The organism is Arthrobacter alpinus (assembly GCF_001445575.1).
Classification (GTDB): Bacteria; Actinomycetota; Actinomycetes; order Actinomycetales; family Micrococcaceae; genus Specibacter; species Specibacter alpinus_C.
The window spans coordinates 1,262,876-1,289,738 of the sequence record NZ_CP013200.1 but is presented as its reverse complement, the minus strand read 5'-3'; the positions used below and the strand labels follow the sequence as shown (position 1 = coordinate 1,289,738).

Here is a 26,863-nt window from a genome sequence, read left to right as displayed (position 1 = left end):
GTTCTTTATCCCCAATGCGGGGGTTTGTTCTCGCGCAACCATGCGTCATGGCCACGGTCCGAGGTGCGGTCCCCCCAGGTGTGGTCTGCATCGTTCGGCGCAATTTTGGGCAAAAGTTCTGAGTCCGGACGAGTTTCTACAGGCTTGTTGTCCTGCTCTTTTTCTTGCTCCCCGGACGGTCCCTCGCTAGGAGTACCAACAGAGTCTTCCTTGTTGTGATCATCCGCTTGCTCGCTCACCAGCGGCGCTCCTTTTTCTAATTCTTCTGACGTGTTCTCACTCGGTGCTGCTACCGGGAGGTCTTCGCCCGGCTCGGTGCTGGCATCCGCTTCTACTCCCTGGCGGCGGCGTGACCTCGGCGAATCAATGACAGCAGTCATGGACGTATCCGAAGACTCCCCCATCAAGGAGGTAAACTCCGCTTCAGCCGTAGCTGACCCCATGCCAAGGAACAACGCAATCTGATCGGCGCAGCTTGAGGGGTCGGTGAACACTTCAATGGTCCACAGTGAAACGTAACGCCAGCCCAACCGTTCAAGCATCTGTGGACGTAGCCGGCTACGTTCACGCACGCTCATCTTTTGGTATTTGGCTGTGCCATCGGATTCAACCGCAACAGGTGCTGGAATTTCGTGGTCCTCACGGCCCAGCAGCTGGTGGGGATCCGGTGCCGCAGCCATGTCCAACGCGCCGTCATAGTGGTGCCAAACCCGTGCTCCACGTGCACGGAGCCTATCGGCAAGATCGGCCACAAGAGGATCTTCGCCGGTTTCCTTTTCGCTATCCAACGCACGGCTGGCGGGAGTTCCCAAAAGTGAGTTTCCTGCCATCTCACGGTTAAGGAGCTCAAAGAAATCGACGGCCCCGTAGCTCAGGCGGCTTTCATCCAGGTCTTCGGGTCTAAAGCACGTGACGATGTGAATGTGTGAGCGCGCGCGAGTCATGGCCAAGGCGAACTTAGCCCGTCCGTCGGGCTCGGAGAGCGGCCCAAAGCCGTGCAGTGCGCGGCCGTGCGGCGTTCGTCCGTAGCCAAGGGAGAAGATCACCCGGTCCCTGACCAAGCCAGCGGCCCGGTCAACGGTGACGACACGGAAGGATTCTGATCCGGAGGCAAAGAACTCAGATAGAAGCGGGTGGTTGGCCATCTGCAGACGGATAGCCTGAGCCACCCTGACAGCGTGACGTTCGCTGGCAGTAATGATGGCCAGAGACTCGCGAGGACGTACCCTTGCGTGTTCAAAGACCAAGTCAACAACGCGGTTAACCTCGGCAACTACGGATTCCACGCCACCATTGTCATTACCGGGCAAGCCCTTGCCCTCCGGCAGGTAATCAACGCTCACGGCGCGATCCAGTCCCGTGACAGCACGGCCGTCAGGCAACCGTTCCAGCTGAGAATCATAGAAGCCACTGCTGAGCTGGCGCACCAGTTCTTCGTCGACTGCACGGTAAGAGACAGTCAGCCTATGGCGCGGGAGAACCCGCGACAATGCCCCGAAAACACTTTCAAGCGAATGCTGATCCGCATCGCGCTGGCCAGGGGCGCTGACGGCTACAGTGAAACTCTTCGGGCAGGCAGTCTGCTCATCACCAAAGGCGATCACCTGATCGGCACGCGCCAGCGAAGGCAGCGCCGATTGCAGCGAGGTTGACTCGGCATCAAGAATAACGACTGCATCAAAACGGTACCCAGCAGGAAGCGCCGATGGCACCACCAGCGGGCTCAACACAAACACTGGCGCCAGATTGCGCAGCAGGTCAGGAGCCTGAGTGCTCAAGGCAGCCAGAGAAACACGGCCGTCCTTGAGGACATTGCGGAGCATTTCACCCTGGCGATCACGGCCAGCCAAGATTTGGCCCCACTGCTGGGCAAGGCCCCAGCGGATGCGCCCGGGGTGGAAGCAACATGGGTTTGATCAGCCAAGCGGAACTCCGCTTCCAAGCGGCGGAGGTTCTCGCCGTCGGACATGGCAAGATACTCATCTCCGCTGATCATGGCTTCAAGGGCGGACTGCCACCAAGCTAGTTCAAGCTCGGAACTGGTCTGTGCAGCGGGTACTTCACGCCGGGCAAGATCATCCAGCAGTTCTCCCAAGCCCTGTTCGCGCATGCCTTCAAGCAACAGTGTGCGTTCTGGCAGGGTTTCCAAGGTGTCCTGCGAGCCAACCAGCGCCTCGAGGCGGCCAACCAGTTCACCGGAATTGAAGTTCAGCAGATCGCCGCCGTCAACAGTGCGCTCCAGAACGGCACCAAGCTTGAGCAGTTTCTCGCGCAGTTCAATGAACGTGCGGCTCAACTCGGCAAGCCCGGAAGGAACGGTGGGATGGCGCTTACTCGTGGCAGCTTCGGCCCAGAGAGCACTTTGCTCATTCACTAGCACCAGTGAAGCGTGCAGATCGGCAATGTGCACGCCCGGGCGCACTAGATCCCTGGCGTTGCGACGGAAACGGGCCCGTTGCAAGGCTGGCATGTCCACGCCGTGTTCGCGTCGCCACGCAGTGGTGGCCGTGGCGGCAATCATTTCATCCGTGGACCAGTCAAAATGTCCGCGCTGAACTTATCCAGGCTTTCCCTGATAGCAACAAGCATGTTCAGCTGGCGGCCCCATTCCGCAAAGGAGTGGCCCTGACGAATCTGGCCAAAATCAGCCACTTCACTCATCTTTTTGGCAAAGGCGGGTACCTGATCGTGCAGCTGCTCAGCCAGAGCATAGGCGGTTTCGGTTTCCTTGCGGGTGACCATTCGGGCACCGTGCCACGCGCTCGTGACAGCCACTTGACTGAAGGCACCCAGTTCGGCGGCACGGCGCAGTCTGGAGCTAAGTTCCTTGCGGTCGCGAATGCTATCGAGCACGCTGCGTTTCAGGCGCACCGTGGTGGCAGGCGCCGGATGGATAGAGGTCAACTCAGCCAGCGATTGCATCGCCTGGTAGGGCGAGCACCCCCAACGATCGCGCACATTGTGCAAGCTTGCTACGTGGTCAACCAGCTGGTGACGGTGGTCAACCAAGGTCTCATGCAGACTGCCGAGCTTGGGCTCCACAGCCTTTTCATTGCGTGTGATGGAGCGGATCAGCTGCGACTTGATTTGCTGCGGTCCGGTCTGGGCGCTGAGCTGCAGCAACAGGGAGTCAAGATCGTGTTCGTTCAGGATCTGGGCCAGCTCATTGAGCGTGCCTCGCCTTTCGCCCACAACCAAGACACTTTTGCCATCATGGACTAGCTGCGCAATGGCGTTGATGGCGGTCTGGGTTTGGCCGGTTCCGGGCGGGGTAGACACCAGCACGGATTCTCCAGCACGAATCATGTCCAGCACGTACTGCTGCTGCGGATCGGCGTCGAGCACCAAGATCTCGTCTTCGGGGAGACGTTCATCTAGTGCTGTGAATCGGGAAAAATCTGGTTCCAACTCAACCGGCAGGACGTCGTCACCGCTATGCTGCTGCAACGTTTCGACCAACTCCGGCGCGTCGAGCAGAGCCGGATCATTGAGGTTGTCGGCGAGAAACGCGAAGGAGGACACCACCAGGCTGTGTTCCACGGAGGCGCCGGGAATGCTGGCCAAGAGTGAGCGGACCCGGTCCAACACCGGTGCCGGGGCAAAGCGTGCGGTGCTGTAAGCCAGCCTGCCCAAGGCAGGCGCATCCAAATGGATCGTGGTGTTGTGGGCCAGATGTTTAACCAGGGCAGGGTTAATCTGAGCCTGCTCCATGAGCTGGAGTTCGTAATCATCTTGGCCCGGACGGACTGAAAGTGCGACGGCGGCCAGCAACACGGGCGCGCACACATCAGTGCCGCTGCGGCCATCGGCAGGCCAGCGGGCCATCCCGGCGGCGAGGTATCCGACGTCGATCCCGCGATCGGTGCTCAGTTCAAAGATTTTTGCCCGCAACGCAGCTGCGGCCTTCTTGGCGGCGGCATAATGTTCGGGTTCACGAATCAACGTGGAGAGGCGGGTCTTGCGGCCAGCCAAGAGCTGGGCCAGACCCGATGGGTTGGCGTGCGTGAGCGAGATACTGCCGTACTCGGTCATTGCGAAGGCAAGCGCGGTGTCGGAACCAGAATATGAGTCCAATCCCGCAAGCCAGGCTTGGAGCTCCAAAGAGCTCTCCTTGGGCCCTGCAACTTCGGACACGGGTGCCTTCTTCTCTGCACTTGAGCGGAACGGTCTTGACCATACTGACATGTAATTCAGGCTATCGCTCCTAGCCCTGCATTGCCTGTTCGGCACACTGGAGAGCACCAAATTAGACCCGAAATATGCGGGTTACTGGTGCCCTCCAGCGTTGCCTAGGGAATTACTCCCACTCGATGGTTCCCGGCGGCTTGGACGTAACGTCCAGAACCACGCGGTTAACACCATCCACCTCATTGGTGATTCGGTTGGAGATCTTGGCCAGCAGGTCGTACGGCAAGCGTGACCAGTCGGCCGTCATGGCGTCTTCGGAGGACACAGGGCGCAAGACGATCGGGTGACCGTAGGTGCGGCCATCGCCCATGACACCAACGCTGCGGACATCTGCCAGCAGCACAACAGGCATCTGCCATACTTCGTTGTCCAGGCCGGCTGCGGTGAGCTCGGCGCGGGCAATGGCATCAGCCTTGCGCAGCAGTTCCAGGCGTTCGCCGGTGATTTCACCGACGATGCGGATTCCCAGGCCGGGGCCGGGGAACGGCTGGCGTCCAACGATCTCGGCCGGCAGGCCCAGCTCGGCGCCAACTGCGCGGACCTCGTCCTTGAAGAGTGCACGCAGCGGCTCAACGAGCTCAAAGCGCAGATCTTCAGGCAGGCCGCCCACGTTGTGGTGGCTCTTGATGTTTGCAGCACCTTCGCCGCCGCCGGATTCCACGACGTCGGGGTACAGGGTGCCCTGGACCAGGAACTTGATCTCTTCGCCCTCGGAAGCGGCTTCGGCCATGATGGCACGCTCCGCTTCCTCGAAGGCACGGATGAATTCGCGGCCAATGATTTTGCGCTTGGTCTCAGGGTCAGAAACTCCAGCCAAGGCGTTCAGGAAGCGGTCCTGCTCGTTGGCGACATACAGCTTGGCGCCGGTGGACGCTACAAAGTCCAGCTCCACCTGTTCTGCTTCACCTTGACGCAACAGGCCATGGTTGACGAACACGCAGGTGAGCTGATCGCCCACTGCGCGCTGCACCAGGGCAGCTGCCACAGCCGAGTCAACGCCGCCGGAGAGGCCGCAGAGGACCCGGGCGGTGCCAATCTGGTTGCGGATGAGTTCAACTTGCTCATCCAGAATGCTGGTGGCAGTCCAGTTCTTTTCCAGCTTGGCGCCGTTGAACAGGAAGTTCTCCAACACCTTCTGGCCGAACTCGGAGTGCTTGACCTCGGGGTGCCACTGGACACCAAAGAGGCACTTTTCCTCATTGGCGAAGGCGGCAACGGGTGCGCCGGCGGAGGACGCGAGCACATCGAAGCCCTCGGGGGCTTCTTGCACGCTGTCCCCGTGGCTCATCCACGTGGTCTGGTCAGCATTGGTAGAGCTGAGGATGGAGCGGCTTTCGCCCAGGATCTGAACCTGGGTGGAACCGTATTCACGCAGACCGGTCTGGGCGACGGTTCCGCCGAGGGCGGCAGCCATGGCCTGGAAGCCATAGCAAATGCCCAAAACGGGGATGCCTGCTTCAAACAGGTCTGCACCAACGCTCGGTGCGCCTTCCGCGTAGACGCTTGAAGGTCCACCGGAGAGGATGATGGCAGCTGGGTTTTTAGCCAGCAACTGCGCAGTTGTATAGGTATGCGGCACGATTTCCGAGTACACATTGGCCTCACGCACGCGGCGCGCAATCAGCTGAGCATACTGGGCACCGTAGTCCACAACCAGGACGGGCTTCTGGGAAGTCTGGGCCGTAGCGGGATTAGTCACGCTTCAATCTTAACCCACTGCGCGGCACGCTGCTCCCCGTGCGCTCATTTCCGTGACCAGCACCTCAAACGCCGCACCACTTTCAGGGCTTAAAACCGTTTCGCTCCCGCACACATTGCAGAAGGGTATGCGATTAATGGCCGGAAAGTGATGCGGCGTTTGGTGGGGCTAGTAGCGCTTGCCGGCTTTGGGATTGGCTGCGACTTCGGCCAGCACTTCCTTGTGCACCTTTGCCTCAACGAAGAAGGACAGGAAGGGAATCACACCACCGAGGGCGATCAGCACCAACTTGCCGAACGGCCAGCGCATCAGCGTCCAGAGGCGGAAATCGGCAATCAGGTAGATGACATACATCCACCCGTGCACAATCAGCACCATGGTTGACAGGTTTACGCCACCGGTGACGGGCATGACACCGCCCGTAATGTTGACCAATCCGAAGCCATGCGCGGTACCGGTGGTGTCGGTGCCGCCAGCGACCAAGACGCTGTTGAAGCCGTAGCGAAAGATCAGTTCAATCACGAGAAGCAGCAGCATGGTGCCGGTGGCATAGGCCAGGTACTTATAGAACCTCAAGGACGTCATGATCTGCGCGGGAGTGCCGCCAAAACGGCGTTTGGGTGCCGCCTTCGCTGCAGGCCCGGTGGCAGCCTCCCGCGAGGTGGGGGCTGATTCTGTGTTCATGGGCTCTGTGTTCATGGGCTCGGTCACTGCCGGGGCTCCTCATTCTGTTCTGAAGCTAAAATCGTGGCGATAGGTGATACGGAGGTAATGCCGTGGTGAATTACGACGTCGGGAGCTGCTTTTCGCTGTCCACGTCGCCATCAGGTTCAACGTCGTCGTTATCGTCGTCGTTCCCATGATCGATGTCAAAGAGTTCGTCCTGCTCGCGGCGATAGTCATCGGCCACCAGCCGCCACCAAAGGAACAGCGCGAACCCGGCAAATACCACCCACTCAATGGCGTAGAAAATATTCAGCCAGTTGACCTTGTTGTTCTGGTCGGTTGCTGTGACGGTGATGGGTGTCAGCGTGCCGGCCGAGGCCGAAGCACCAACGTTCGCCCCGTCTAGGACTTCCTCGTGCGAGACGATGAAGGCCGCGTAGGTGCTGACGTTCCAAACGTTGGTCAGTTCTGAGGTGGAGAGTGTGGCGATCTGTCCGTCCGGAAGGTTTTGTGAAACTTCAGGACCTTCGGTGTTCAGCAGACGCCCTTCAATGGTGAGCGTGCCCCCTGGCGCAGCAGCTGCTTCATCAGGGTTGGCAATCCAGCCGCGGGCTACAGGAATAATCACTTCCTTCGTGGCTGCAACGCCTTCCAGCTTCGGCGCACCATCCACTACAAAGGCTGTGACGACCCAGTAGCCAACCTGCCCGTTTTCGATGCGGGACGGCACCAAAACCTGCTTGTTGGCATCGAAATGGCCGCTGGTTGTGACCAACTGGCCCTCAAGATCGCCTGTCATGAGCAGACCAGGACGCATGGTTTCCAACAGCGGTTGCACTTTTTCAGTGACCGAGGGTGGGGCCACGTCCTTCTCCAGCGAACGCGAAAGCTGCCATTGGCTCAGTAGGACAAGAACAGCGGCGACAACCAGCGCAAACAACAGCGCGGCAATCCATTTGGGCCTTAGGGCAGTTTTCAACACCCTTCAACGGTACTTCGTAACCGTGTAGAACAACGAATGCGCCTGATTGCAAGCGGTGGGAGGAACTGGGAGGAGTGGATGGGCCCACGCGCCCGAGGGCCCCGATTGGAGGGCGTGGATGGGCCCACAACTGCGAGGGGCCCCAAGTGCAGGTCGCTCGCGACCTGCACTTGGGGAGCAGTTGGGGACTAGTGGTCGAAGAACACCAAGCTGGAGTTAATGAGCTCGGCAATGACCTCGGCGTCGTGGGCTCGGCGCAGTGATTCACGGAAGTTTTCCTTGAAAAGGGACCTGGCCATGGTGGCCAGGACTTCCAAGTGAGCGGAGAAGGAACTGGCTGGGGTGGCAATGAGCAAGATCACGGTGGCGGGCCCGTCCACGGCACCAAAATCCAGGCTGTGGCCGAACTTGGTGATGCCCACGGCGATGGAGATTTGCTGGACAAATTCACTTCTGGCGTGTGGGATGCCGATCCCGCCGGGGAGGCCCGTGGCCATCTGATGCTCGCGGGCATTGACGTCCTTGAGGAATCCGGCAAGATCCGAAATTCGACCCTGCTCAAAGAGCTTGGCCGCCAATTGGGCTGCGGCGTCTTCTTTGGTCTCCGCCGCCATCTCCAAAATGACCAGCCCGGAGTTGGTCAATTCTGTTTCATAGCGTTCCAGCGAACCCGGTGTCATCAGTACCTTTCAAAGGCTGGTGGTGTGAGTAGAACTTCTGATCAGTCTATGCGCAGACCCTTGTTGAAGGGGAGTGAATAGCCAGTGACGAGAGGCATCCCACTGGGGCCACCATTTCGCGGAAGTGAAACGAAGTGACAAAAATGCCCCGATCCAGTGGATCGGGGCATTTTCAGGGACAACTGCTTAGACGTTGAGCATCATCGGGGGTTGACGATGACGTCGATCCGCTGGAATTCCTTCAAATCGGAGTAGCCGGTGGTGGCCATTGAGCGGCGCAGGGCGCCAATGAGGTTGGAGCTGCCGTCGGCGCGGTGGGCGGGGCCGTACAGCACTTCCTCCAGCGTTCCCACAGTGTCCATCTTCACGCGGTGACCGCGCGGCAGTTCCTGATGGTGTGCCTCGGCACCCCAGTGCCAGCCCTGCCCTGGGGCCTCGGCTGCGCGGGACAGTGCTGCGCCGAGCATAACGGCGTCGGCGCCCATGGCAATGGCCTTGACGATGTCACCGCTGGAGCCCATGCCTCCGTCGGCAATGACATGAACGTAACGTCCGCCGGATTCGTCCATGTAGTCGCGGCGTGCCGCTGCGACGTCGGAGATGGCGCTGGCCATGGGTGAGCGGATGCCCAATGCGCGGCTGGTGGTGGTGGAGGCCCCTCCGCCGAAGCCGACCAGAACGCCTGCTGCGCCGGTCCGCATGAGGTGCAGTGCGGAGGTGTACCCGGCTGCACCGCCCACAATAACGGGGACATCGAGTTCGTAAATGAACTGCTTGAGGTTCAACGGCTCGGTGGACTTGGAGACGTGTTCGGCCGAGACGGTGGTGCCACGGATGACGAAGATGTCAACGCCGGCAGCAATCACTGTCTTGTAGAACTCCTGGGTACGTCCCGGGGTCAAGGATCCGGCGACCGTCACGCCCGCGGCGCGAATCTCGGCCAGGCGGGCCGTGATGAGCTCAGCCTGGATGGGGGCGCTGTAGAGCTCCTGCAGGCGGCTGGTGGTCCCAGGCTCAATGACCGATCCCTCCAACGCGGCAATCTCATCCAGAACCGGCTGCGGATCCTCGTAGCGGGTCCAGAGACCCTCGAGGTCCAGCACACCGAGCCCGCCGAGTTTGCCCAGGGCAATGGCGGTCTCCGGGGACATGACGGAATCCATCGGAGCGCCAATCACGGGCACCTCAAACTGGTAAGCGTCGATCTGCCATTTCACCGACACATCCTGGGGATCACGGGTGCGCCGGGCAGGCACAATCGAAATCTCATCCAACGAATATGCGCGGCGCCCGCGCTTTCCACGGCCAATCTCAATCTCATAAGTCACGCCCCTAGCCTATCGCAGCCGGGGCCACAGGCCTTAAATGACGCCGGCAGCCGATTCCAGCGTCCCGGCGGCAGCGTGCTCCAAGACGGCAATAGCCTCTACCTGCGCGGCCATCGCGGCGAAGTCCGGGTCCCCCGGCGCCGCTAACAGGTCTATGAGCGCGTCCCAATGTGCCCCCAGCGAGGCATATTGTGCGGAGGCTTCTTGTAAACTGCCACGTTCGACGCCGGAGACCCCCTCTGCGATTTCCGCCACCTCCCGCAGGAATTGCGCATACAACGGACGCAAGGCGCCGGGTCCACTGAACCGCCGTCCGGCCAGCAAACCGTGCAACATGCCCATACCCACCGACGCACGTTTCGGGTCACGAAAAATCCGCAGCCAGCCGTGCTTTGAGGTGGCGTCGCTCAGGCGCTGCGCCCACGTGGACATGCCCCGGATGCCAAAGTTTTTGGCATAGCCCGCTGGCACCCCATGCGGGGCCTGTTCCGAGAGCAGTTCTTGCGCCGTCTGCGCCATCGCTTGGCGGATCACCTCGACCGTCAGTGCCTCGCCCACTAGTTCCTCTGGCAAGGCGCGGCTGCCCACCACAACGTGGGCCTGCCAGTGCTTATCCGCCTTGCGAGTGCCGCGCGCCTGCGCCAGCGCGGCGGAACTGATCCGCTCGAGCCTGCCGCCGCCGTCGTCCATCAGGTAGTCCTCGCCGTCACGGCCCACCACGGCCACGTCAACGGATTCCATGTCGGCCAGCGGGTCTTGTGCCACCCAGTGCAGTTTGCCGCGGACAACGCGCACGACGGAGGGAATTCCCGTTTCCAGCGCCGCATCGAGCCGGCTTTGGGCCAGGGAGGCGCTGCCAGTCTGCTGGATGTTGACGGCGGCACCGCTGCGACGCAGCAGATTTTCCGTGTACGGGCCGGGGTGGAAGCGCGTGACTGCCGATGCCGTGGTGATGTCCTTGTACTCAAAGGTGAAAATCATGAAACCAATACCGCCTGCCAACCCGGCCAGCATCGCCTCAGTGAACGCGGCGTCAGTGAGAGGGTTGCGCACCCCGGATGCGGCTAGGACGCGGGCCCAGAGTCCGGAGTCCCAATGCGAATATTCGGTGGTGTGGTCATAGGGGGAAAGCATGCGTTGATTCTATCCGGGGCGGGGCGCGGGGTTAGCCCTAAACTGGCTGTATGAGATTTCAGCCGCACCCGAAGCCCCCAAGATCCCGGGCCGGCCACTCAACACCGCCCAGTGTGCGGCCTGCAGCCACCATCCACGCATCGACATACGTGCAGACTCTCGACTACTGGCTCCATTCCGATGCAGCACGCATGGCACCCGTGGAATCAACGTCCGCGCTCCGGGACATGGCTTGGTCGTACGGACAGTGGCTGGGTTTCCGGGCCGCCGTTGCCGGGCTCGGAATTACCTTGATTGGCGGGAGTGCACTGACACTGATTACGGCACCGGGCTCCGTGTCCGTATGGCTCCTGCTGCTCTTATGCGGCCTTGTATTGGTGGTCACGGCATGGCTTGTGGCGCGGGCAAAACTACCGGGCGTGGTGCACGGCGGAGGGCCGGCAATCTCACGTGCCGCGGGAACAACCGGCTCGGGGCTGGGTCTTGCGCTGTTCATGGCTGCGGTCTCGTGGGTTCTGCTGTTCGTGGTCTTTCAAAGCCAGTTGGCGCAGGGTCTTACCGCTGCACTCACCTTCGCAGCGTATTGCTTGTTGTTCCTGCTGGGCTGTCTGAGTGTTTTTGCCGGCCCCGGCTACTGTGCCCAGCACGGCAGGCGTTTCTTCCGCCGCCGGATCGACCGAGATCCCAATGTCCGGCGGGAGCTGGAATCTCTGGCCCTTACCTGGCGCGACCCCGTGGCAGGGCGGAACTTCGGCCCCTTGTGAGGGGATACATTGCGCCCAGTCTGCGAGTCGCCAGTACGCTGGAGGAATGACTGACACCGAACTTCGCATGACTGACCACGAGCTCCTTGTCCTGCTATCGATGACTCCCACAGAATCTGCTGCCATCACTTTAGGGCTGCTTCGCTTGGATCAGCACGGCGACAATGAGCTGCTGCACAACGCCGGCTTGACCACCCTGATGGTGCGCGGACTTGCCTCGCCGCAGGGTGAAAAGATTGTTCCCGTGGACCGGTGCGCTGTGGTGGGTACAGTGCTTTCGCAGGCCCAGGAGTGGCTTGAAATTAAGCTCACAACACCTACCAGCGAACACGTGCTCTTTGCCGTGGGCTCCAATGTGGGGGCCGTTTTGCTGAGCATCAGCCCCTACGGCGTTCACGAGATTCAGCCCATTGAATCCGGTGCCGCCATGCTTGAGCTGGCCCTGCACTTGAGTAATGAATACCTGACCGGTGCCGCCGAGGGCTTGCCAGCCACAGCTGTGGTGCGCCGCCTACGTGTTGACGGCGAAGCGGTTGTGGCCCAGCTGACAGCCGTGGAATCCGGGGAATGGGTACTCCGCAGCGGCAGCGAATCCGAGTTCACCGAAGAAAACCACAGCGCGGCGGAGGCCATGACCGCGTTCAAGGCCATACTCGCAGCTTAAAATTGCGAACACGACCTAACACCCCGGATACCGTCGCACATTAAGCACGACCGCGCACGTCCCCGCTTCGAGCGTGCGAGAAGTGGGAGCTGGTGGTAGGCCCACACCCGCGAGGGCCCCGCTTCGAGCGTGCGAGAAGTGGGAGCTGGTGGTAGGCCCACACCCGCGAGGGCCCCGCTTCGAGCGTGCGAGAAGTAGGCGCTGGTGGTGGGCCCACACCCGCGAGGGCCCCGCTTCGAGCGTGCGAGAAGTGGGCGCTGGTGGTGGGCCCACACCCGCGAGGGCCCCGCTTCGAGCGTGCGAGAAGTGGGAGCGGGTGGGGAACGACGACGGCCGGTCACTTTCATTAGGAAAGGTGACCGGCCGTCGTCGTCATTAAGAGGCTGCCATGCTGAGGCGCCTGTGGACTACTTGTTGTAGTTCGGGGCTTCCACGGTCATGGTGATGTCGTGAGGGTGCGATTCCTTCAAGCCGGCAGCCGTGATGCGAACAAACTTGCCGCGGGCCTTGAGCTCGGGAATGGTGGGCGAGCCAACGTAGAACATGGTCTGGCGCAGGCCACCAACCAGCTGGTAAGCAACCGAGGCGAGCGGGCCACGGTAAGCAACGCGACCCTCGATGCCCTCCGGGATGAGCTTGTCATCGCCGGAGACGTTGGCCTGGAAGTAACGGTCCTTGGAGTAGGAGGTGTTATTGCCGCGGGTCTGCATAGCGCCGAGGGAACCCATGCCACGGTAAGCCTTGAACTGCTTGCCGTTGACGAACACGGTCTCGCCCGGGGACTCTTCGGTACCGGCCAAAAGTGATCCGATCATCACGGTGTCGGCGCCGGCAACGAGTGCCTTGCCGATGTCGCCCGAGTACTGCAGACCGCCGTCGGCAATCAACGGTACGCCGGCCGGGATGGCAGCCTTGGCGGACTCGTAAATGGCGGTGATCTGCGGAACGCCAACACCGGCAACCACGCGGGTGGTGCAGATGGAACCCGGGCCAACGCCAACCTTGATGCCATCGGCACCTGCGTCAATCAGGGCCTGAGCGCCTTCGCGAGTAGCTGCCTGACCGCCGATGATATCAACGTGGGCCGCAGCCTTTTCGCTCTTGAGGCGTGCGATCATTTCCAGCACGCCTTGGCTGTGGCCGTTGGCGGTGTCCACGAACAAGGCATCCACACCGGCCTCGACCAGCGTCATGGCGCGCTCGTAGCCGTCGCCGAAGAATCCGATGGCTGCACCAACACGCAGGCGGCCTTCGTCATCCTTGGTGGCCAGGGGGTACTGCTCGGCCTTGGCGAAGTCCTTGACGGTAATGAGGCCGCGCAGAATGCCTGCGGCGTCAACCAACGGGAGCTTCTCGATCTTGTTCTTTGCGAGCAAGTTGGAGGCGTCTTCGCGGCTGATGCCGACCTTGCCGGTGATCAGCGGCATGCGCGTCATGACGTCGCGGACCAGGCGCGTGGAGTATTCGTTTTCCGGGATGAAAACGGTGTCGCGGTTGGTGACGATGCCCATCAGGCGCCCGTCCTTGTCCACAACCGGCAGGCCAGAAACGCGGAAGCGGGCGCAGAGCTCGTCCAGCTCGGCAAGCGTGGCCTCGGAGCCGATGGTCACCGGGTTGGTGATCATGCCGGATTCGCTGCGCTTGACCAGGTCAACTTCTTCGGCCTGACGCTCGATGGAGAGGTTGCGGTGCACAACGCCCAAGCCACCCTGGCGGGCCATGGCGATGGCCATGCGTGACTCGGTCACGGTGTCCATAGCGGCTGAAAGCAACGGGGTCTGGACCGTGATGCGCTTGGAAACCCGTGAGCTGGTGTCAGCGTCGGAAGGGATCACGTTGGTGTGTCCGGGCAGGAGCAGGACGTCGTCGTACGTGAGTCCAACAAAGGCGAATGGATCATGAATTTCAGGCTGGGACACGAAGGCTCCTTGGCGGGGTAGAACCGGTGGGGTGTGTGCATCCAATGGCCGGTCCCGTAATTACGAAGCTAGCCTGTGCGTTGGTTACAGTCTAAAACGAAAGCGGCCGTTGCCCTATTCCCGTTCGTTGCGTCACACCGAGGCCAATCAACGCCTGGCTTTGCGCCCCGGCAACAGCGCCCTCAGAGCGTTGAGGATGGTGGCCAGGTCAACCAGTTCCTGCGCCAGAGCTCCGGCAACGGCAGGAACGAACCCAAAAGCGGCCACGATCATCAGTCCCACGCTCAGCACGATGCCAATCCAAATACTTTCAATGGCGATCCTCATGGTCCGCTGGCCAATTTCAACGGACTGGGCCACTTTGGCGATGTCATCGAGCATGATGACCACATCCGCGGATTCACTCGCCGCGGTGGAGCCTTTGGCTCCCATGGCAATTCCGACGTCGGCCGCGGCAAGCACCGGCGCGTCATTGATGCCGTCACCCACCATGAGGACAGGGACGGGGGCCAGGGAGTTGACGATCCTGACCTTGTCTTCGGGGAGAAGTGCCGCCTTGACCTCTGTGATTCCGGCCTGGCGGGCCACGTGGTCCGCCGTGGATTGCGCGTCACCTGTGAGGATGATGGTGTTGTGCACGCCCAAGGAATTCAGCGTCTTGATGGTTGCCGCCGCATTGGGCCGGATGGAATCGCTCATGACAAGCGTTCCAGCGAAAACACCATCGATGCCGACGTAGACCGCCAGCTGGCCGCCGGACAGATCAGCCGGCACCACGCCTGTGGACTTTTCGGCGACAAAGGCGGGCTTGCCGACAACAACTGTGCGGCCGCCGCACGTTGCGAGCACCCCGTTCGTGGCGTGTTCCACGGCATCATTCGACGGGAGCAGGGTGAGCCCGCGCGCCTCAGCTTCGGCAATGACCGCCGCGGCAAGCACGTGGGAGGAGTATTGCTCTGCCGATGCCGCAAAGGCAAGGAGTTCTTCTTCTGATACGGTGCCTGCGGTCCGGACTTCTTCGAGCGTTGGATGACCGCCGGTCAGTGTGCCGGTCTTGTCAAAGGCTGCGGTTTTGACGTTGGCCAGCAGTTCCAGCGTCCCACCGTTCTTGATAATGATGCCGGTCTTGGCGGCCCTGCTCATGCCTCCGAGGAACGCCACGGGCGCTGCAATCAGCAGCGGGCACGGGGTGGCGACCACCAGGACTTCGGCGAATCGGGAGGGGTCCTTGCTCAGGAACCAGGCGACGCCGGCCAAGGCCAGTGCCAGGATGGTGAAAGGAACCGCGTACCTATCAGCCAGTCTGACCACCGGCGCCTTGCTGTCTGCGGCCTCCTGAACAAGGGCAATAATCCGGCTGTACTGTGAGTCAGCCTCACGTGCCGTGACCTGCATCCGAACGGCGGCTGAGCCGTTGACGGTGCCGCTGATGACAGCGTCGCCCGCCACCCGGTCAACGGGTAGGCTCTCACCGGTGAGTGCTGCTTCATCAAAGGAGCCGGTGTCCGACAGGAGCAGTCCGTCTACCGGGACGACCTCCGCAGGTTTGACGATCAACACATCGCCAAGTTCGACGTCGGACGTGGGAATGTTTTCAACCACCCCACCCAGCCGCTCACGGTGCGCGATGCTGGGCGCGCGGCTCAGGAGGGCCCTCAGTTCCCGCTGTGCACGTCCGGCAGCAAAGTCCTCGAGCGCCTCGCCGCCGGAGAGCATCATGACAATGATCAGCGAGGCAAAGTACTCACCAACGGCCACGGTGCTGATGATGGCTGTGACGGCAAGGATGTCGATGCCCCAGTGCCCGCGCATGATGCCTTTGACCATGCCAACGCCCTGATAGAGGGCAATTCCGACGGCGTAGACGCTCGCCACCCATTGGGCCTGTACGCCCAGGCCGGTCAGGGCCAGGACGCCGGTGGCGACCATGACAACAGCGGTCAAGGCCACGATCGGATAGCGGCGGATGAAACCCCTGACCCGGGGTAATTTCCCACCTGCCGCCGTCGAGGGCAGCTCGCCGGGAGCCTCAGGCTTCATTGCCAGCGATGTCTGGTCCACAGAATCATTCATGCTATTAGTGTTGCCCTAGTCAACGTTTTCACCAAGTCCAACAAGTCCAACAAAAAAGGACGGCGTTTGCGGGTTCGGACGGCTGTATACAACCGTCCGAACCCGCAAACGCCGTCCCTTGTGCAGAGGAACACCAAACGTTGGGCCCACTCTCGCCAAGTGCCCGAGAAATCGCGTCAGCGATTTACCGGGCCGGCGAGTGGGGACTAGTGCTGGTGTGCTGCTTCGTCCTCGGCAGGCTTGTCCGTCACGAGAACTTCGGTGGTGAGCACCAAAGCCGCGATGGAGGAAGCATTGCGCAGGGCTGAACGGGTGACCTTGACCGGGTCGATGACGCCAGCCTTGACTAGGTTCTCGTAGACGCCGGTAGCTGCGTTGAAGCCGAAGCCGTCTTCAAGTTCGCCAACCTTGTGCACAACAACGTAGCCGTCGTGGCCAGCGTTCTGTGCGATCCAGCGCAGCGGCTGAGCAACGGCCTTGCGAACCAGAGCAACAGCGGTTGCTGCATCGCCGGTCAGGGCTGCAACGTCGGCGTCGTCATCGAGTGCCTTGGCGGCCTGCACGAGTGCGGAACCACCACCGGCAACAATGCCCTCTTCCAAAGCTGCACGAGTAGCTGAGACAGCGTCCTCAATGCGGTGCTTCTTTTCCTTCAGCTCGACCTCGGTGGCAGCGCCAACCTTGATCACGCCAATGCCGCCGGCAAGCTTGGCCAGACGTTCCTGCAGCTTTTCCTTGTCCCAGTCGGAGTCGGTGCGCTTGAGCTCGGCGTGCAGCTGAGCAACACGATCTGCAACATCTTCAGCGGTGCCAGCACCGTCAACGATGGTGGTGTTGTCCTTGGTGACCGTGATGCGGCGAGCCGTACCCAGTACCTCGAGGCCAACCTGGTCCAGGGACAGGCCAATCTCCGGGGAGACAACCTGTGCGCCGGTCAGGATCGCAATGTCCTGCAGCATGGCCTTGCGGCGGTCGCCGAAGCCAGGAGCCTTGACAGCTACAACGTTCAAGGTGCCGCGCAAGCGGTTGACGATCAGCGTGGACAGTGCCTCGCCATCAACGTCTTCAGCAATGATGAAGAGCGGCTTGTTGGCAGCAAGTGCCTTTTCCAGCAGCGGCAGGAATTCCTGCAGGTTGGAGATCTTGCCCTGGTTGATCAGAACCAGTGCGTCTTCCATGACTGCTTCCTGGCGTTCTGCGTCAGTGACGAAGTACGGGGACAGGTAGCCCTTGTCGAACTGCATGCCCTCGGTGAGGACCAGTTCGGTGGAGGTGGTGGAGGACTCTTCGATGGTGATGACACCATCCTTGCCGACCTTGTCGAACGCCTCGGCGAGCAGGTCGCCGATTTCCTGGCTCTGAGCGGAGATGGCAGCAACTTCTGCAACCTGTCCACCCTCAACCGGGCGGGCGTTCTCCAGCAGGCGCTTGGCAATGGCTTCTACTGAAACCTGAATGCCGCGCTTGAGCTCGCTGGGAGCCGCACCTGCGGCTACGTTGCGCAGGCCTTCCTTGACCAGTGCCTGTGCCAAAACGGTGGCCGTGGTGGTACCGTCGCCGGCAACATCGTTGGTCTTCGTGGCAACTTCCTTGGCCAGCTGTGCGCCAAGGTTCTCGTAGGGGTCTTCCAACTCAACTTCGCGAGCGATCGTCACGCCGTCGTTGGTGATGGTGGGGGCACCCCACTTCTTATCGAGCACAACGTTACGACCGCGCGGGCCCAACGTTACTTTGACGGTGTCCGCCAACTTGTCGATGCCGGCCTCGAGGGCCTTGCGTGCATCGTCATTAAACTGAAGCTGCTTTGCCATGCGTTTGTCCTTTCACGCAAAGACCCCGCACCGGTCCCTAGGGAACAACGGGCACGGGGCTTTACAAAAGTGGTTGACGAAAGTCGTTACTTAACGACGATTGCCAGTACGTCGCGGGCAGAGAGAACCAACAGCTCTTCGCCACCGGTCTTCACTTCAGTTCCACCGTACTTGGAGTAGATAACAACGTCGCCAACGGCAACATCGATCGGGACGCGGTTGCCGTTGTCGTCAACGCGGCCGGGTCCAACTGCCACAACTTCGCCCTCCTGGGGCTTTTCCTTGGCAGTGTCCGGGATAACCAGACCGGAAGCGGTAGTCAGCTCTGCTTCGAGCTGGCGAACAACAATACGATCCTCAAGAGGCTTAATAGAGACCGACACTTAGGACCTCTCCTTCACACGAAAATTTTATGGACGGCTGTCTTGGCGGCCATGTTTGTGTGGAACCCAACCGTCGTCGCGGTGCCGGTGATGTTCCCATGGCCAAAAAATCAGCGCGTTAGCACCCTCGGGGTGAGAGTGCTAACTCTGACTCTATGGAATCGATTAGCACTCGGTCAAGGCGAGTGCCAGTTTCACCCCAAAAAGTACGACGACGGCGGGCCGGGTTTCGCTCACGGCGCACCTTTGTGTCCACCCTGGTGAGCGGCGCTGGTGGGCGGCGCGAAACGTTGTTGTCGCGAACGCGGCCGAGTGCAAAGATGCAGTCATGACCTCAAGCCCAGTACAAGTGCGTGACCTGAAGAAAAGCTACGGCAGCTTCACGGCCGTGGATGGCATCAGCTTCGACATCCACGAAGGCGAAACTTTTGCACTTCTTGGCCCCAATGGGGCGGGCAAGAGCACCACCATTGAGATCCTGGAAGGCTACCGGGACCGGGGCAGCGGTGAGGTCAACGTTCTGGGTGTTGATCCACAGCACGGTGGCTTGGACTGGAAAGCCCAATTAGGCATTGTCTTGCAGTCAACGGGCGAAAGCGGCAACGTCACGGTGCTTGAACAACTGAATCACTTCGCCGCGTACTACCCTCATCCACGCAAGGTGGCCGATGTTATTGAGGCCGTGGGTCTGGGCAGCAAAGCCAAAACGCGGATCAGTAAACTCTCTGGCGGGCAGCGCCGGCGTGTGGATGTGGCTTTGGGGATCATTGGCCGGCCCAAGCTTTTGTTCCTCGATGAACCCACCACGGGGTTTGACCCAGAAGCCCGGCGGCAATTCTGGGACCTCATCAATCAGCTGAAAAGCGAAGGAACCACCATCTTGCTGACCACACACTATCTCGACGAGGCAGCCACGCTGGCTGACCGGGCGGGTGTCATTGCCGGAGGCACCTTGGTGGACATTGGTCCCATTGACGAGATTGGCGGGGCCAGCGCACGGGTCCCTCTGGTGCGGTGGCGCCAAGGCGGAGTCGAACGGTCCGAGCGCACCAGCGAACCGGCAGCACTAGCCGCCCGGCTGTTCGCAGAACATGGCGGGGAGGTGCCGGGTTTGGAAATCACCCGGCCAAGTCTCGAGGACATTTATTTGGACATGGTGGGCGCTCATGCAGCAGGCCTGGAAGATGGTGCGGCATGAAAACTTTGCAACTGGGCCTATTCCGCATTGGCTATGAACTCAAACTGTATTTCCGTCAGGGCGATTCGGTGTTCTTCACGTTCTTGTTCCCGATCGTGATGCTCTCCATCTTTGCCGTCGCCTTCAGCACTACCGAAAACGTTGGTGCAGCCCCTGACGGCAGTGGCGGCATCTCCTGGGCTGCGTTTTATGTCCCGGGCATGGTGGCTGCGGGCATGCTGCTCAGCGGTGTCCAGAACTTGGCCGTGGATATTGCCACAGAAAAGGGGGATGGGACGCTCAAACGCTTGGGCGGCACTCCCCTGCCGGTATTTTCCTACTTCATTGGCAAGATTGGCATGGTTCTTGTCAGTTCGGTGGCGCAGGTACTCCTACTGCTCTTGGTGGCCAGATTTGCCTTTAACGTAGAACTGCCTGCCGAGGCGGATCAATGGCTGACTTTTGTCTGGGTATTCCTTTTCGGCGTAATCACGAGCTGCGTTTTGGGCATTGCCCTCTCGGCGCTGCCACGCACCGGCAAGAGTGCCACGGCCGTGGTCATCCCTCTGGTGTTGGTGCTGCAATTCATCTCTGGCGTGTACTTGAACTTTGCCCAGCTGCCCGTCTGGTTGCAAAACTTCGCCAGCATTTTCCCGCTGAAATGGATGGCTCAGGGCATGCGCAGTGTGTTCTTGCCAGCATCCTTCGAGGCCGCAGAGTCCAGCGGTTCCTGGGATTTGGGGCTGGTGGCTTTGGTGATGGGACTGTGGCTCGTGGCCGGACTGGTTCTGTGCCGCATCACATTCCGTTGGATTCGTAAAGATAGTTAGTAGTAAACGGCTAGCGGCCCACGGGGGCCCTCAATAACCTCAACTGGGGTGTCAAAGACACGGGTCAGAACCTCGTCCGTCATGATCTGCGCCGGGGTGCCAAACTCGATGACCAATCCGTCCTTGACGGCGCAAATGTAGTCGGCATAGTGCCCGGCAAAATTGATGTCGTGCAACACGATCACAATGGTGCGCCCCAGTTCCACGGCGGCCCGGTGCAGATGTTGCATCATCTGGGCGGAGTGCTTCATGTCCAAGTTGTTTAGCGGCTCATCCAGCAGGACGTGCTCGGTATCCTGGGCCAGAACCATGGCAACGTAGGCACGCTGGCGCTGACCACCGGAGAGCTGGTCGAGGTAGCGGTTTTCCAGCTCTTCCAAGCCAAGGAAGTCAATGGAACGGCTGATGATCTCCTCATCCCCGGCGTTAAGTCTGCCCTTGGAGTAGGGGAAGCGGCCAAAACCCACCAGTTGGCGGACTGTGAGTCGGGTGACGAAGTGGTTCTCTTGGCGCAGGATTGAAACAATCTTGGACAGGTCTTTCGATGAGGTGCTGGCCACGTCATAGCCAGCCACCTCGATGGTTCCTGCGTCCAGTCCCAGGAGTCGTCCCACCATGGTCAGCAAGGTGGACTTACCTGCGCCGTTGGGGCCCACCATGGCTGTGATTCCACCGGTGGGGATGACGAGGTCCACGGGCCCGATGGCGACGTCGCTGCTGTATTTCTTATGGACGTCCTTGAGCGTAATCACAAACGGCCCTTTCTGAGAATGAAGATGAGGAAGACGGTTCCGCCAATGGCCTCGATGAGGATTGAGACCACACCCTGGGCGTAGAAGACGTTCTTCATGATGAAGTAGGCGCCGGAGAGGACCACAAATCCGGTCAGGACGGCAACGGGGAAGATGTAGCGGTGATCATAGGTGTCGGCGAGCTGGTAAGACAACGTGGCCACGAGGAATCCTAGGAACGTCATGGGTCCCACCAGCGCCGTCGAAACGGCCATCAGGATGGACACCAGCAGGAGAACTCGCATCACCTCAAAGCGGTGGTTCAAGCCAAGGTTGATGCTGGCGTCTTTGCCCAACGCAATGACGTTGAGGCGCTTGGCGTTCAGTAAGAGCAGTACGCCTGCCACCACAACCAAGGGGATGGCAACGGGCAAGTAGCTGACATCGGCGTTGGAGATGGAGCCGAAGAGCCGGGCCGTGAGAATGTCGAATTCGCTGGGCGTCAGCAGGCGTTGCATGAACGTTGACACGGAGCCGAGCCCGCCGCCAATGACGATGCCCACCAAAAGCATGATCTGCAAATTTCCGTATTTGCCGGACAGCAGCCACCCAAATAGTGCCAGCGAGAGCGCCACCATGATGGCCACCTGCAAGATGAATTGCGGGACACCTTGAACGGCCACAACTCCCGCCGCGCCCATGAAGAATACGGCAGCGGTCTGCACAGCCATATAGAGCGATTCGAAGCCCAAAATGGAGGGTGTGATGATGCGGTTATTGGTAGCCGTCTGGAAACTGACGGTTGCCAGCGCCTGACAAATGGCCACAATAAGCATGACGCCAACGCTGGTGGCACGTAGTTCGGCAATGAGCCAGAATCCGGAGGATCCCACGGGCATCGGGTTGTCCCAGGCGAGCAGGCCGGCTCCAAAACCCAGTGCCAGAACAATCAGCAGGCTCAGGACAATCCAGTACCGGCGGCTGACACCTTTGGTGGGTAGGGGACCTGAGCTGCGGACCCGTGAGCTGATTTTCGGGGTCTTGCGGGCAACAGCGTTGGGTGCGGTATCAAGCATTTCGACGCTGCCTTAAGAGAAGTCCAATGAATACCACGGCGCCCACAATGCCCAGGATCAGCGAAACCGGCACCTCGAAGGGCATGATGATGGTGCGTCCAATTAAGTCGCAGACGGTCACAATCGCGATGCCGAGCAGGCATACCCATGGAAGGTTGCTGCGCAGGTCATCGCCTCGGAACATGGAGACAATGTTCGGAACAATCAACCCCAGGAACGGGAGATTGCCCACCACCACGGTAACTACGCCGGTGGCCACGGCGATCAGTGCTGTTCCGAGCAGCATGATCTGGTTGTAGTTCAAGCCCACGTTGGTGGCGACATCCTCGCCGAGACCGGCCACGGTAAACCTGTCGGCCACAATGAAGATCACCACAGCCACAATTGCCACGATCCACAACACCTCGTACTGCCCGCGCAGGACGGCGGTGAAGCTACCGGCAAACCAGATACCCAGGCTCTGCAGCATGTCGGTTTGCAGGGCGATAAACGTGGATATTGCCCCAACAACCGAGCCGAGCATGATGCCTACAATGGGCACTGTCAGCGATGCTTTCAGGGAGACCCGGCGCAGGAACAAAAAGAAGATCATGGTGCCAATGAAGGCGGCCGCAATGGCGCCTGACATTTTCGCCAGGATGCTGGCCGTGGGGAAGATGATCATGACCACCAGCAAGCCCAGCCCCGCCCATTCGGTTGTTCCGGTGGTACTGGGTGAAACAAAGCGGTTTTGAGTCAGCAACTGCATGACCAGCCCGGACATTGCCATGGCCGCACCAGCCAGCACCAGCCCTATGGTGCGTGGGATGCGGGTGATGGCAAACATTTCGCCGCCATCCTTGCCACCGAAGATGTCATACACACCGGTAAACAGGGAAATCACCAGCAGCAGGGCCACGATGGCAATGCCGATGATGAGTTTAGGGTCAAAGAGTTTGCCCTTGGAGGGGGCTCTGGTGGTTAAGGCCGTCATTCGTCCAGCCGTCCCTTTCAGATTGCTCACGGAAATCTACGCACTGCAAAATACGCAGTCAATTCACTTCAGAAAAAACACCACAGTGGCGGATCTGGCCAAAAGGGCCGGATCCGCCACCATAGGAGAAGAGCAGACGTTACTTGCCTTCGAAGGCGTCAGCAATGGAGTTGAAGAACTCCGTGTAGGTCTGGATGCCTTCGTTGGTGTAGGAATCGTTGGGCATGAAGACCACATTGCCCTGCTTGGAGGCGGTGACATTCTTCAGCGCCGCTGACTTGGTCAGCAGTTCCTTACCGGCAACGTACTTGGGGTCATCTGCACTGGTGGCAGCGTCGCGGTCCATGGCGATGATCCAGTCCGGGTTGGAGTCGGCAATGGCTTCAACAGAGATGTCATCGCCTTGGTGATCGGTGCTGGCATCCTTGACTTCCAGAGCCGGTGTCAGGCCCAGGATGTCAAAGACCGGGCCCAAGCTGCGGCCGTTTCCGGGGGCGGCGTAGTTAATGTTGCCACCTGAGGTGATCAGCGCCATGACGGTGGAGCCCTTGGGGTAGGCCTTCTTGGCACGGGCGATTGCCGCATCAAGGTCATTGTTGAGCTTCTTGGCTTCAGCCTGCTTGCCGAATACCTCGCCCAATACCGTGGTCTGGCGCTTCAATTCAGCGTCGTAGGACTCGCCATCGCGGGGGTCCAGTTCAAGAACCGTGGCCTTGGGTGCGAACTTGACCAGGTCATCGTGGAACTGGGCGTAGCGCTGGCCGTTGACAATCAGGTCAGGCTCCACAGCCACAACGGCTTCGAGATTCGGTTCACGGTGGCTGCCCAAGTCGATGATTGAGGTATCGGTCTTGTAGGCGCTGGTTTTCGGCATTAACGTCACTGCGCCAGCGGTGAGCTTCACACCCCAGTCGGAGAGGGTTTCAAAGGTGCGGTTGTCAGTGGCAACCACTGACTTCAGTGGGAGGTTGATGGTCTGTGAACCATTGTTGTCCTCGACCGTGACGGACGTGGGAGCGGCAGTGCTCTCCTCGCTGGCGCCTGACGGGGCCTCGGCGCCACAGGCAGTGAGTGCCAGCACGGCGGCAGTGGCGGCAAGCGTCAGTAGGTGCTTCTTCAGCATCTTAGTTCTCCAAGGGTAGATAAGCTTAGGCAATCCTTATAAGCAGTCCCCCCAAGCTATTGCATCTGAAAATAATTGCGCAAATTATTCCTGCCGTATTTACCGTGACTCTTATCACAGCACGTATTCCGGTTAGGCTTGCGTCATGTCCCTAGACGCAATTTCCCCGCTCCTGACCCTTGACGGCTGGGAACTTTTGTCATCCCTGGGCCCTTACAGCGAGGCAGACTCTCTCAAACTTAACGAAACTCTTCGTAAAGCTGGCCACTCCCCCGAGCTGGTCGTAGCCGCATTGACCCAGTCCCGGCTACGAGCCAAGGCCGAAGCCAAGTTTGGCGAGTTCGCGCATCAAATGCTGTTCACCCAGGCTGGGCTTGAACAAGCCACTCGATTGAGCATCGCTGCGCTGCACGCTCAAAGATTTACGACGGCGGGCATCACCGATGTGGCCGATCTTGGCTGCGGTCTCGGTGCGGATTCGTTGGCCATGGCGAGCCTGGATATCAATGTCACGGCTGTGGAAATGGATGAGATTACCGCCGCGTGCACCACTGTGAACCTGATGCCGTTCCCGCATGCAAAGGTGCTGTGCGCCAAGGCAGAAGACGTGGACCTTGAGGGAATTACGGGTGTGTGGCTGGATCCTGCCCGTCGCACCACCAGCACATCTGGGACTACCCGGCTCTTTGACCCCGAGGCTTTCTCACCACCGCTCTCCTTTGTGGAGTCACTCGCAGATCAGGGATTGGCCGTGGGCGTGAAGATGGGCCCAGGCATCCCCCATGAAGCTGTTCCGGACACCGCAGAAGCTCAGTGGATCTCCATCAATGGCGATGTGGTGGAGGCCGGTCTGTACTTCAACCAGCTAGCCCGGCCGGGCATTCGACGCTCCGCTCTGGTCATTGGCAAGCATGGAAGCTCAGAGCTGACCAGCACCGAAAAGTACCAGCCGCAGGAGCAGGACGCCCAGATCGGCCCCGTCGGTGGGTACCTGTACGAGCCCGACGGCGCCGTGATCCGTGCGGGTCTCGTGGCGGATTTGGCCAGGGTCATGGACGCCCATCTGCTCGATGAACACATTGCCTACCTGTCCTCCGATGAACCGATCGATACCCCGTTTGCCCGCAGCTACAAGGTCCTGGAGGTCAAGCCGTTCAACGTCAAGGCCCTCAAGGCTTGGGTTAAGGCCAACCGAATCGGCGTGCTGGACATCAAAAAACGCGGTGTTTCCACCACACCGGAAGAGCTCCGGCGCCAACTCCTCACCGGCTCCGGCAAGGGCCCCAACAAGGCAACTCTGGTACTGACCCGCATTGGTGAGGATCGGGTCGCCATTGTGGTGGAGCCCCACACCCCCTAACCACCCCCTCGACGCTTCCTCACCTTTCGGGGCTTTCCGGCAGACGCGTCCTCACGTTTCGGGGCTTTCCGGCAGACGCGTCCTCACGTTTCGGGGCATTCCGGCCGACGCGTCCTCACATCCTGTGCTTCGAGCCGTCCGGCTGACGCTCTCTCAGACAGTGGGCAGACGGTGGCTGTGGATAACTTCTGCAGACATCGAATTTTTGGGACACCATTTAACCATGGAGACCAACGACGAACTCCCCGTCCCCGGCAGCCCGTTCACGCTTTCTAAGGCCAGGGACCTCGGACTCGCGCCCGAGCAGCTAAGAGGCCGATCCTTTGCCCATGTCAGCCGTGGCTTGTACCGCCCGGCGCAGTGGGACTTCGACCTGCTCGAAGCTGCCCAGGCCCTTAGTGCCGCCACTCCGGGCGCCTGGATTTCGCATTCCACGGCTGCCCGGCTGCAGGGGCTCATCCTGCCTCCGTGGTTGTCCGATTCGGACGAGCTGCATTTGAGCAAGCCCCAGTTTCTGCCATCTGCAAGGAGGAAGGGCATCCACGGTCACGCCACAGTTGCCTTTCCGGATGAGGTGGAAACCGACAGGCAGCTGCGCATCAGCACCCGTGCCCGGACCTGGCTTGATCTGGCACGCATCCTGCCATTGCCAGAGTTGGTGTGCATCGGCGATCAACTGATCCGGGTGCCACGGCCTCAATTTGAAGAGCGGAGCGAACCGTACGCCACACGGGGATCCCTCCGGCGCATGGTCTTAAGGCATGGAAATTTGCAGGGCATTGTTTGTGCCCGGGAGGCTCTGGAGTTGATGAGGGTGGGCGCCGATTCCGGCCCGGAGACTCTCATGCGGCTGGCCATGGTCGACGCCGGACTGCCGGAGCCGGAGCTGCAAGTGAAACTTTGGGACACCCGAACAAGCCCTTCTGCCGATGCCGGGTACCGCGACAAGAAGATCGCCCTGCAGTACGACGGAGGGCATCATTTGGACGAGATACAACGCCAAAGCGATGTCCGCCGCGACAAGGCGTTCAGGTCAGCCGGTTGGCAGGTGCTAATTTTCACCGACGAAGACTTGGCAGATGGGTTCGACCAAGCCGTCAGAAACATCAAGCAAGCACTGCGGCAGGCATGGACAGCCCCATCGATTGCCTCGGGATTCGCCTCCGGAGGGTGACAGCGCCGCAGAAGCCACCAGCCAAAAGTGGCGGCTGAGGAAGCGTCAGCCTCCAAACCCCGAAAGCTGAGGAAGCGTCAGCCTCCAAACCCCGAAAGCTGAGGAAGCGTCAGCCTCCAGACCCCGAA

23 protein-coding genes are annotated in these 26,863 nt (G+C 60.4%); 6 read left to right on the top strand and 17 right to left on the bottom strand.

Annotation, left to right across the window (positions count from 1 at the left end; genetic code table 11):
* Positions 1–5 precede the first annotated feature (5 nt).
* The 9 genes from AS189_RS21075 to AS189_RS05675 all read right to left on the bottom strand — a co-directional run bounded on the left by AS189_RS21075 (position 6) and on the right by AS189_RS05675 (position 10,677).
* A complete protein-coding gene (locus AS189_RS21075; protein ID WP_337589208.1) occupies positions 6–1,823 on the bottom strand; it encodes a hypothetical protein in 1,818 nt (605 codons plus the stop codon).
* The gene (locus tag AS189_RS21070) at positions 1,775–2,521 is read right to left on the bottom strand and encodes a hypothetical protein (RefSeq protein WP_337589207.1); all 747 of its coding nucleotides are present in this window, start codon (positions 2,519–2,521) and stop codon (positions 1,775–1,777) included. Before AS189_RS21070 ends, AS189_RS21075 begins: the two co-directional genes overlap by 49 nt.
* Entirely contained in the window at positions 2,518–4,185 is a 1,668-nt protein-coding gene (locus AS189_RS21065; protein WP_337589206.1) for a DUF4011 domain-containing protein, read from the bottom strand. The genes AS189_RS21070 and AS189_RS21065 overlap by 4 nt, the downstream gene beginning before the upstream one ends.
* Positions 4,186–4,297: 112 nt before the next feature.
* On the bottom strand, positions 4,298–5,887 hold the full coding sequence (gene guaA, locus AS189_RS05700) for a glutamine-hydrolyzing GMP synthase (protein WP_062286702.1): 1,590 nt from the start codon (positions 5,885–5,887) through the stop codon (positions 4,298–4,300).
* 168 nt (positions 5,888–6,055) lie between these two features.
* Complete coding sequence (locus tag AS189_RS05695) at positions 6,056–6,571, bottom strand: DUF3817 domain-containing protein (RefSeq protein ID WP_062293042.1); 516 nt, start codon at positions 6,569–6,571, stop codon at positions 6,056–6,058.
* Positions 6,572–6,671: 100 nt separating this feature from the next.
* Positions 6,672–7,535, bottom strand: a complete 864-nt coding sequence (locus AS189_RS05690) for an SURF1 family protein (protein WP_062286701.1) — start codon at positions 7,533–7,535, stop codon at positions 6,672–6,674.
* A 188-nt stretch (positions 7,536–7,723) separates the two neighbouring features.
* Positions 7,724–8,215, bottom strand: coding sequence for a PTS sugar transporter subunit IIA (locus AS189_RS05685; protein ID WP_062286700.1), 492 nt, complete (start codon positions 8,213–8,215; stop codon positions 7,724–7,726).
* Between the two features lie 200 nt (positions 8,216–8,415).
* Positions 8,416–9,543 carry a GuaB3 family IMP dehydrogenase-related protein gene (locus AS189_RS05680; protein ID WP_062286699.1) on the bottom strand — a complete coding sequence of 376 codons (1,128 nt, stop codon included), beginning with the start codon at positions 9,541–9,543 and terminating at the stop codon, positions 8,416–8,418.
* A 33-nt stretch (positions 9,544–9,576) separates the two neighbouring features.
* Positions 9,577–10,677, bottom strand: a complete 1,101-nt coding sequence (locus AS189_RS05675; protein WP_062286698.1) for a DUF4872 domain-containing protein — start codon at positions 10,675–10,677, stop codon at positions 9,577–9,579.
* Positions 10,678–10,790: 113 nt separating this feature from the next.
* On the opposite strand from AS189_RS05675, the gene AS189_RS05670 reads away from it, so the two are divergent.
* On the top strand, positions 10,791–11,441 hold the full coding sequence (locus AS189_RS05670; protein ID WP_062286697.1) for a hypothetical protein: 651 nt from the start codon (positions 10,791–10,793) through the stop codon (positions 11,439–11,441).
* 46 nt (positions 11,442–11,487) lie between these two features.
* Positions 11,488–12,105, top strand: coding sequence for a hypothetical protein (locus AS189_RS05665; RefSeq protein ID WP_062286696.1), 618 nt, complete (start codon positions 11,488–11,490; stop codon positions 12,103–12,105).
* Between the two features lie 407 nt (positions 12,106–12,512).
* On the opposite strand, the gene guaB is transcribed toward AS189_RS05665, so the two are convergent.
* The 4 genes from guaB to groES form a co-directional block, all read right to left on the bottom strand.
* A complete protein-coding gene (guaB, locus tag AS189_RS05660; protein ID WP_062286695.1) occupies positions 12,513–14,024 on the bottom strand; it encodes an IMP dehydrogenase in 1,512 nt (503 codons plus the stop codon).
* Positions 14,025–14,171: 147 nt separating this feature from the next.
* Positions 14,172–16,097: a heavy metal translocating P-type ATPase gene (locus AS189_RS05655; protein ID WP_237759976.1), complete on the bottom strand. Its 1,926-nt coding sequence runs from the start codon at positions 16,095–16,097 to the stop codon at positions 14,172–14,174.
* 206 nt (positions 16,098–16,303) lie between these two features.
* Positions 16,304–17,908, bottom strand: coding sequence for a chaperonin GroEL (gene groL, locus AS189_RS05650; RefSeq protein WP_062286694.1), 1,605 nt, complete (start codon positions 17,906–17,908; stop codon positions 16,304–16,306).
* A gap of 86 nt (positions 17,909–17,994) precedes the next feature.
* Positions 17,995–18,291, bottom strand: coding sequence for a co-chaperone GroES (gene groES, locus AS189_RS05645; RefSeq protein ID WP_038464523.1), 297 nt, complete (start codon positions 18,289–18,291; stop codon positions 17,995–17,997).
* A 328-nt stretch (positions 18,292–18,619) separates the two neighbouring features.
* On the opposite strand from groES, the gene AS189_RS05640 reads away from it, so the two are divergent.
* Both AS189_RS05640 and AS189_RS05635 read left to right on the top strand, forming a co-directional pair.
* Positions 18,620–19,489 carry an ABC transporter ATP-binding protein gene (locus AS189_RS05640; protein WP_062286693.1) on the top strand — a complete coding sequence of 290 codons (870 nt, stop codon included), beginning with the start codon at positions 18,620–18,622 and terminating at the stop codon, positions 19,487–19,489.
* Positions 19,486–20,298, top strand: a complete 813-nt coding sequence (locus AS189_RS05635) for an ABC transporter permease (protein WP_062286692.1) — start codon at positions 19,486–19,488, stop codon at positions 20,296–20,298. The genes AS189_RS05640 and AS189_RS05635 overlap by 4 nt, the downstream gene beginning before the upstream one ends.
* Here the strand turns inward: AS189_RS05635 and AS189_RS05630 are convergent.
* The 4 genes from AS189_RS05630 to AS189_RS05615 form a co-directional block, all read right to left on the bottom strand.
* Entirely contained in the window at positions 20,295–21,050 is a 756-nt protein-coding gene (locus tag AS189_RS05630) for an ABC transporter ATP-binding protein (RefSeq protein WP_062286691.1), read from the bottom strand. The genes AS189_RS05635 and AS189_RS05630 overlap by 4 nt on opposite strands.
* Positions 21,047–22,105: an iron chelate uptake ABC transporter family permease subunit gene (locus tag AS189_RS05625; protein ID WP_062286690.1), complete on the bottom strand. Its 1,059-nt coding sequence runs from the start codon at positions 22,103–22,105 to the stop codon at positions 21,047–21,049. The genes AS189_RS05630 and AS189_RS05625 overlap by 4 nt, the downstream gene beginning before the upstream one ends.
* Positions 22,098–23,078 carry an ABC transporter permease gene (locus AS189_RS05620; protein WP_062286689.1) on the bottom strand — a complete coding sequence of 327 codons (981 nt, stop codon included), beginning with the start codon at positions 23,076–23,078 and terminating at the stop codon, positions 22,098–22,100. The genes AS189_RS05625 and AS189_RS05620 overlap by 8 nt, the downstream gene beginning before the upstream one ends.
* A 139-nt stretch (positions 23,079–23,217) precedes the next feature.
* Positions 23,218–24,201: a siderophore ABC transporter substrate-binding protein gene (locus AS189_RS05615; RefSeq protein WP_062286688.1), complete on the bottom strand. Its 984-nt coding sequence runs from the start codon at positions 24,199–24,201 to the stop codon at positions 23,218–23,220.
* A 145-nt stretch (positions 24,202–24,346) separates the two neighbouring features.
* Here AS189_RS05615 and AS189_RS05610 point away from each other — a divergent pair, with 145 nt between their 5' ends.
* The gene (locus AS189_RS05610) at positions 24,347–25,561 is read left to right on the top strand and encodes a class I SAM-dependent methyltransferase (protein ID WP_062286687.1); all 1,215 of its coding nucleotides are present in this window, start codon (positions 24,347–24,349) and stop codon (positions 25,559–25,561) included.
* A gap of 223 nt (positions 25,562–25,784) precedes the next feature.
* Positions 25,785–26,735 (top strand): DUF559 domain-containing protein, encoded by a 951-nt coding sequence (locus tag AS189_RS05605; protein WP_062286686.1) that lies wholly within the window; start codon positions 25,785–25,787, stop codon positions 26,733–26,735.
* Positions 26,736–26,863 lie beyond the last annotated feature (128 nt).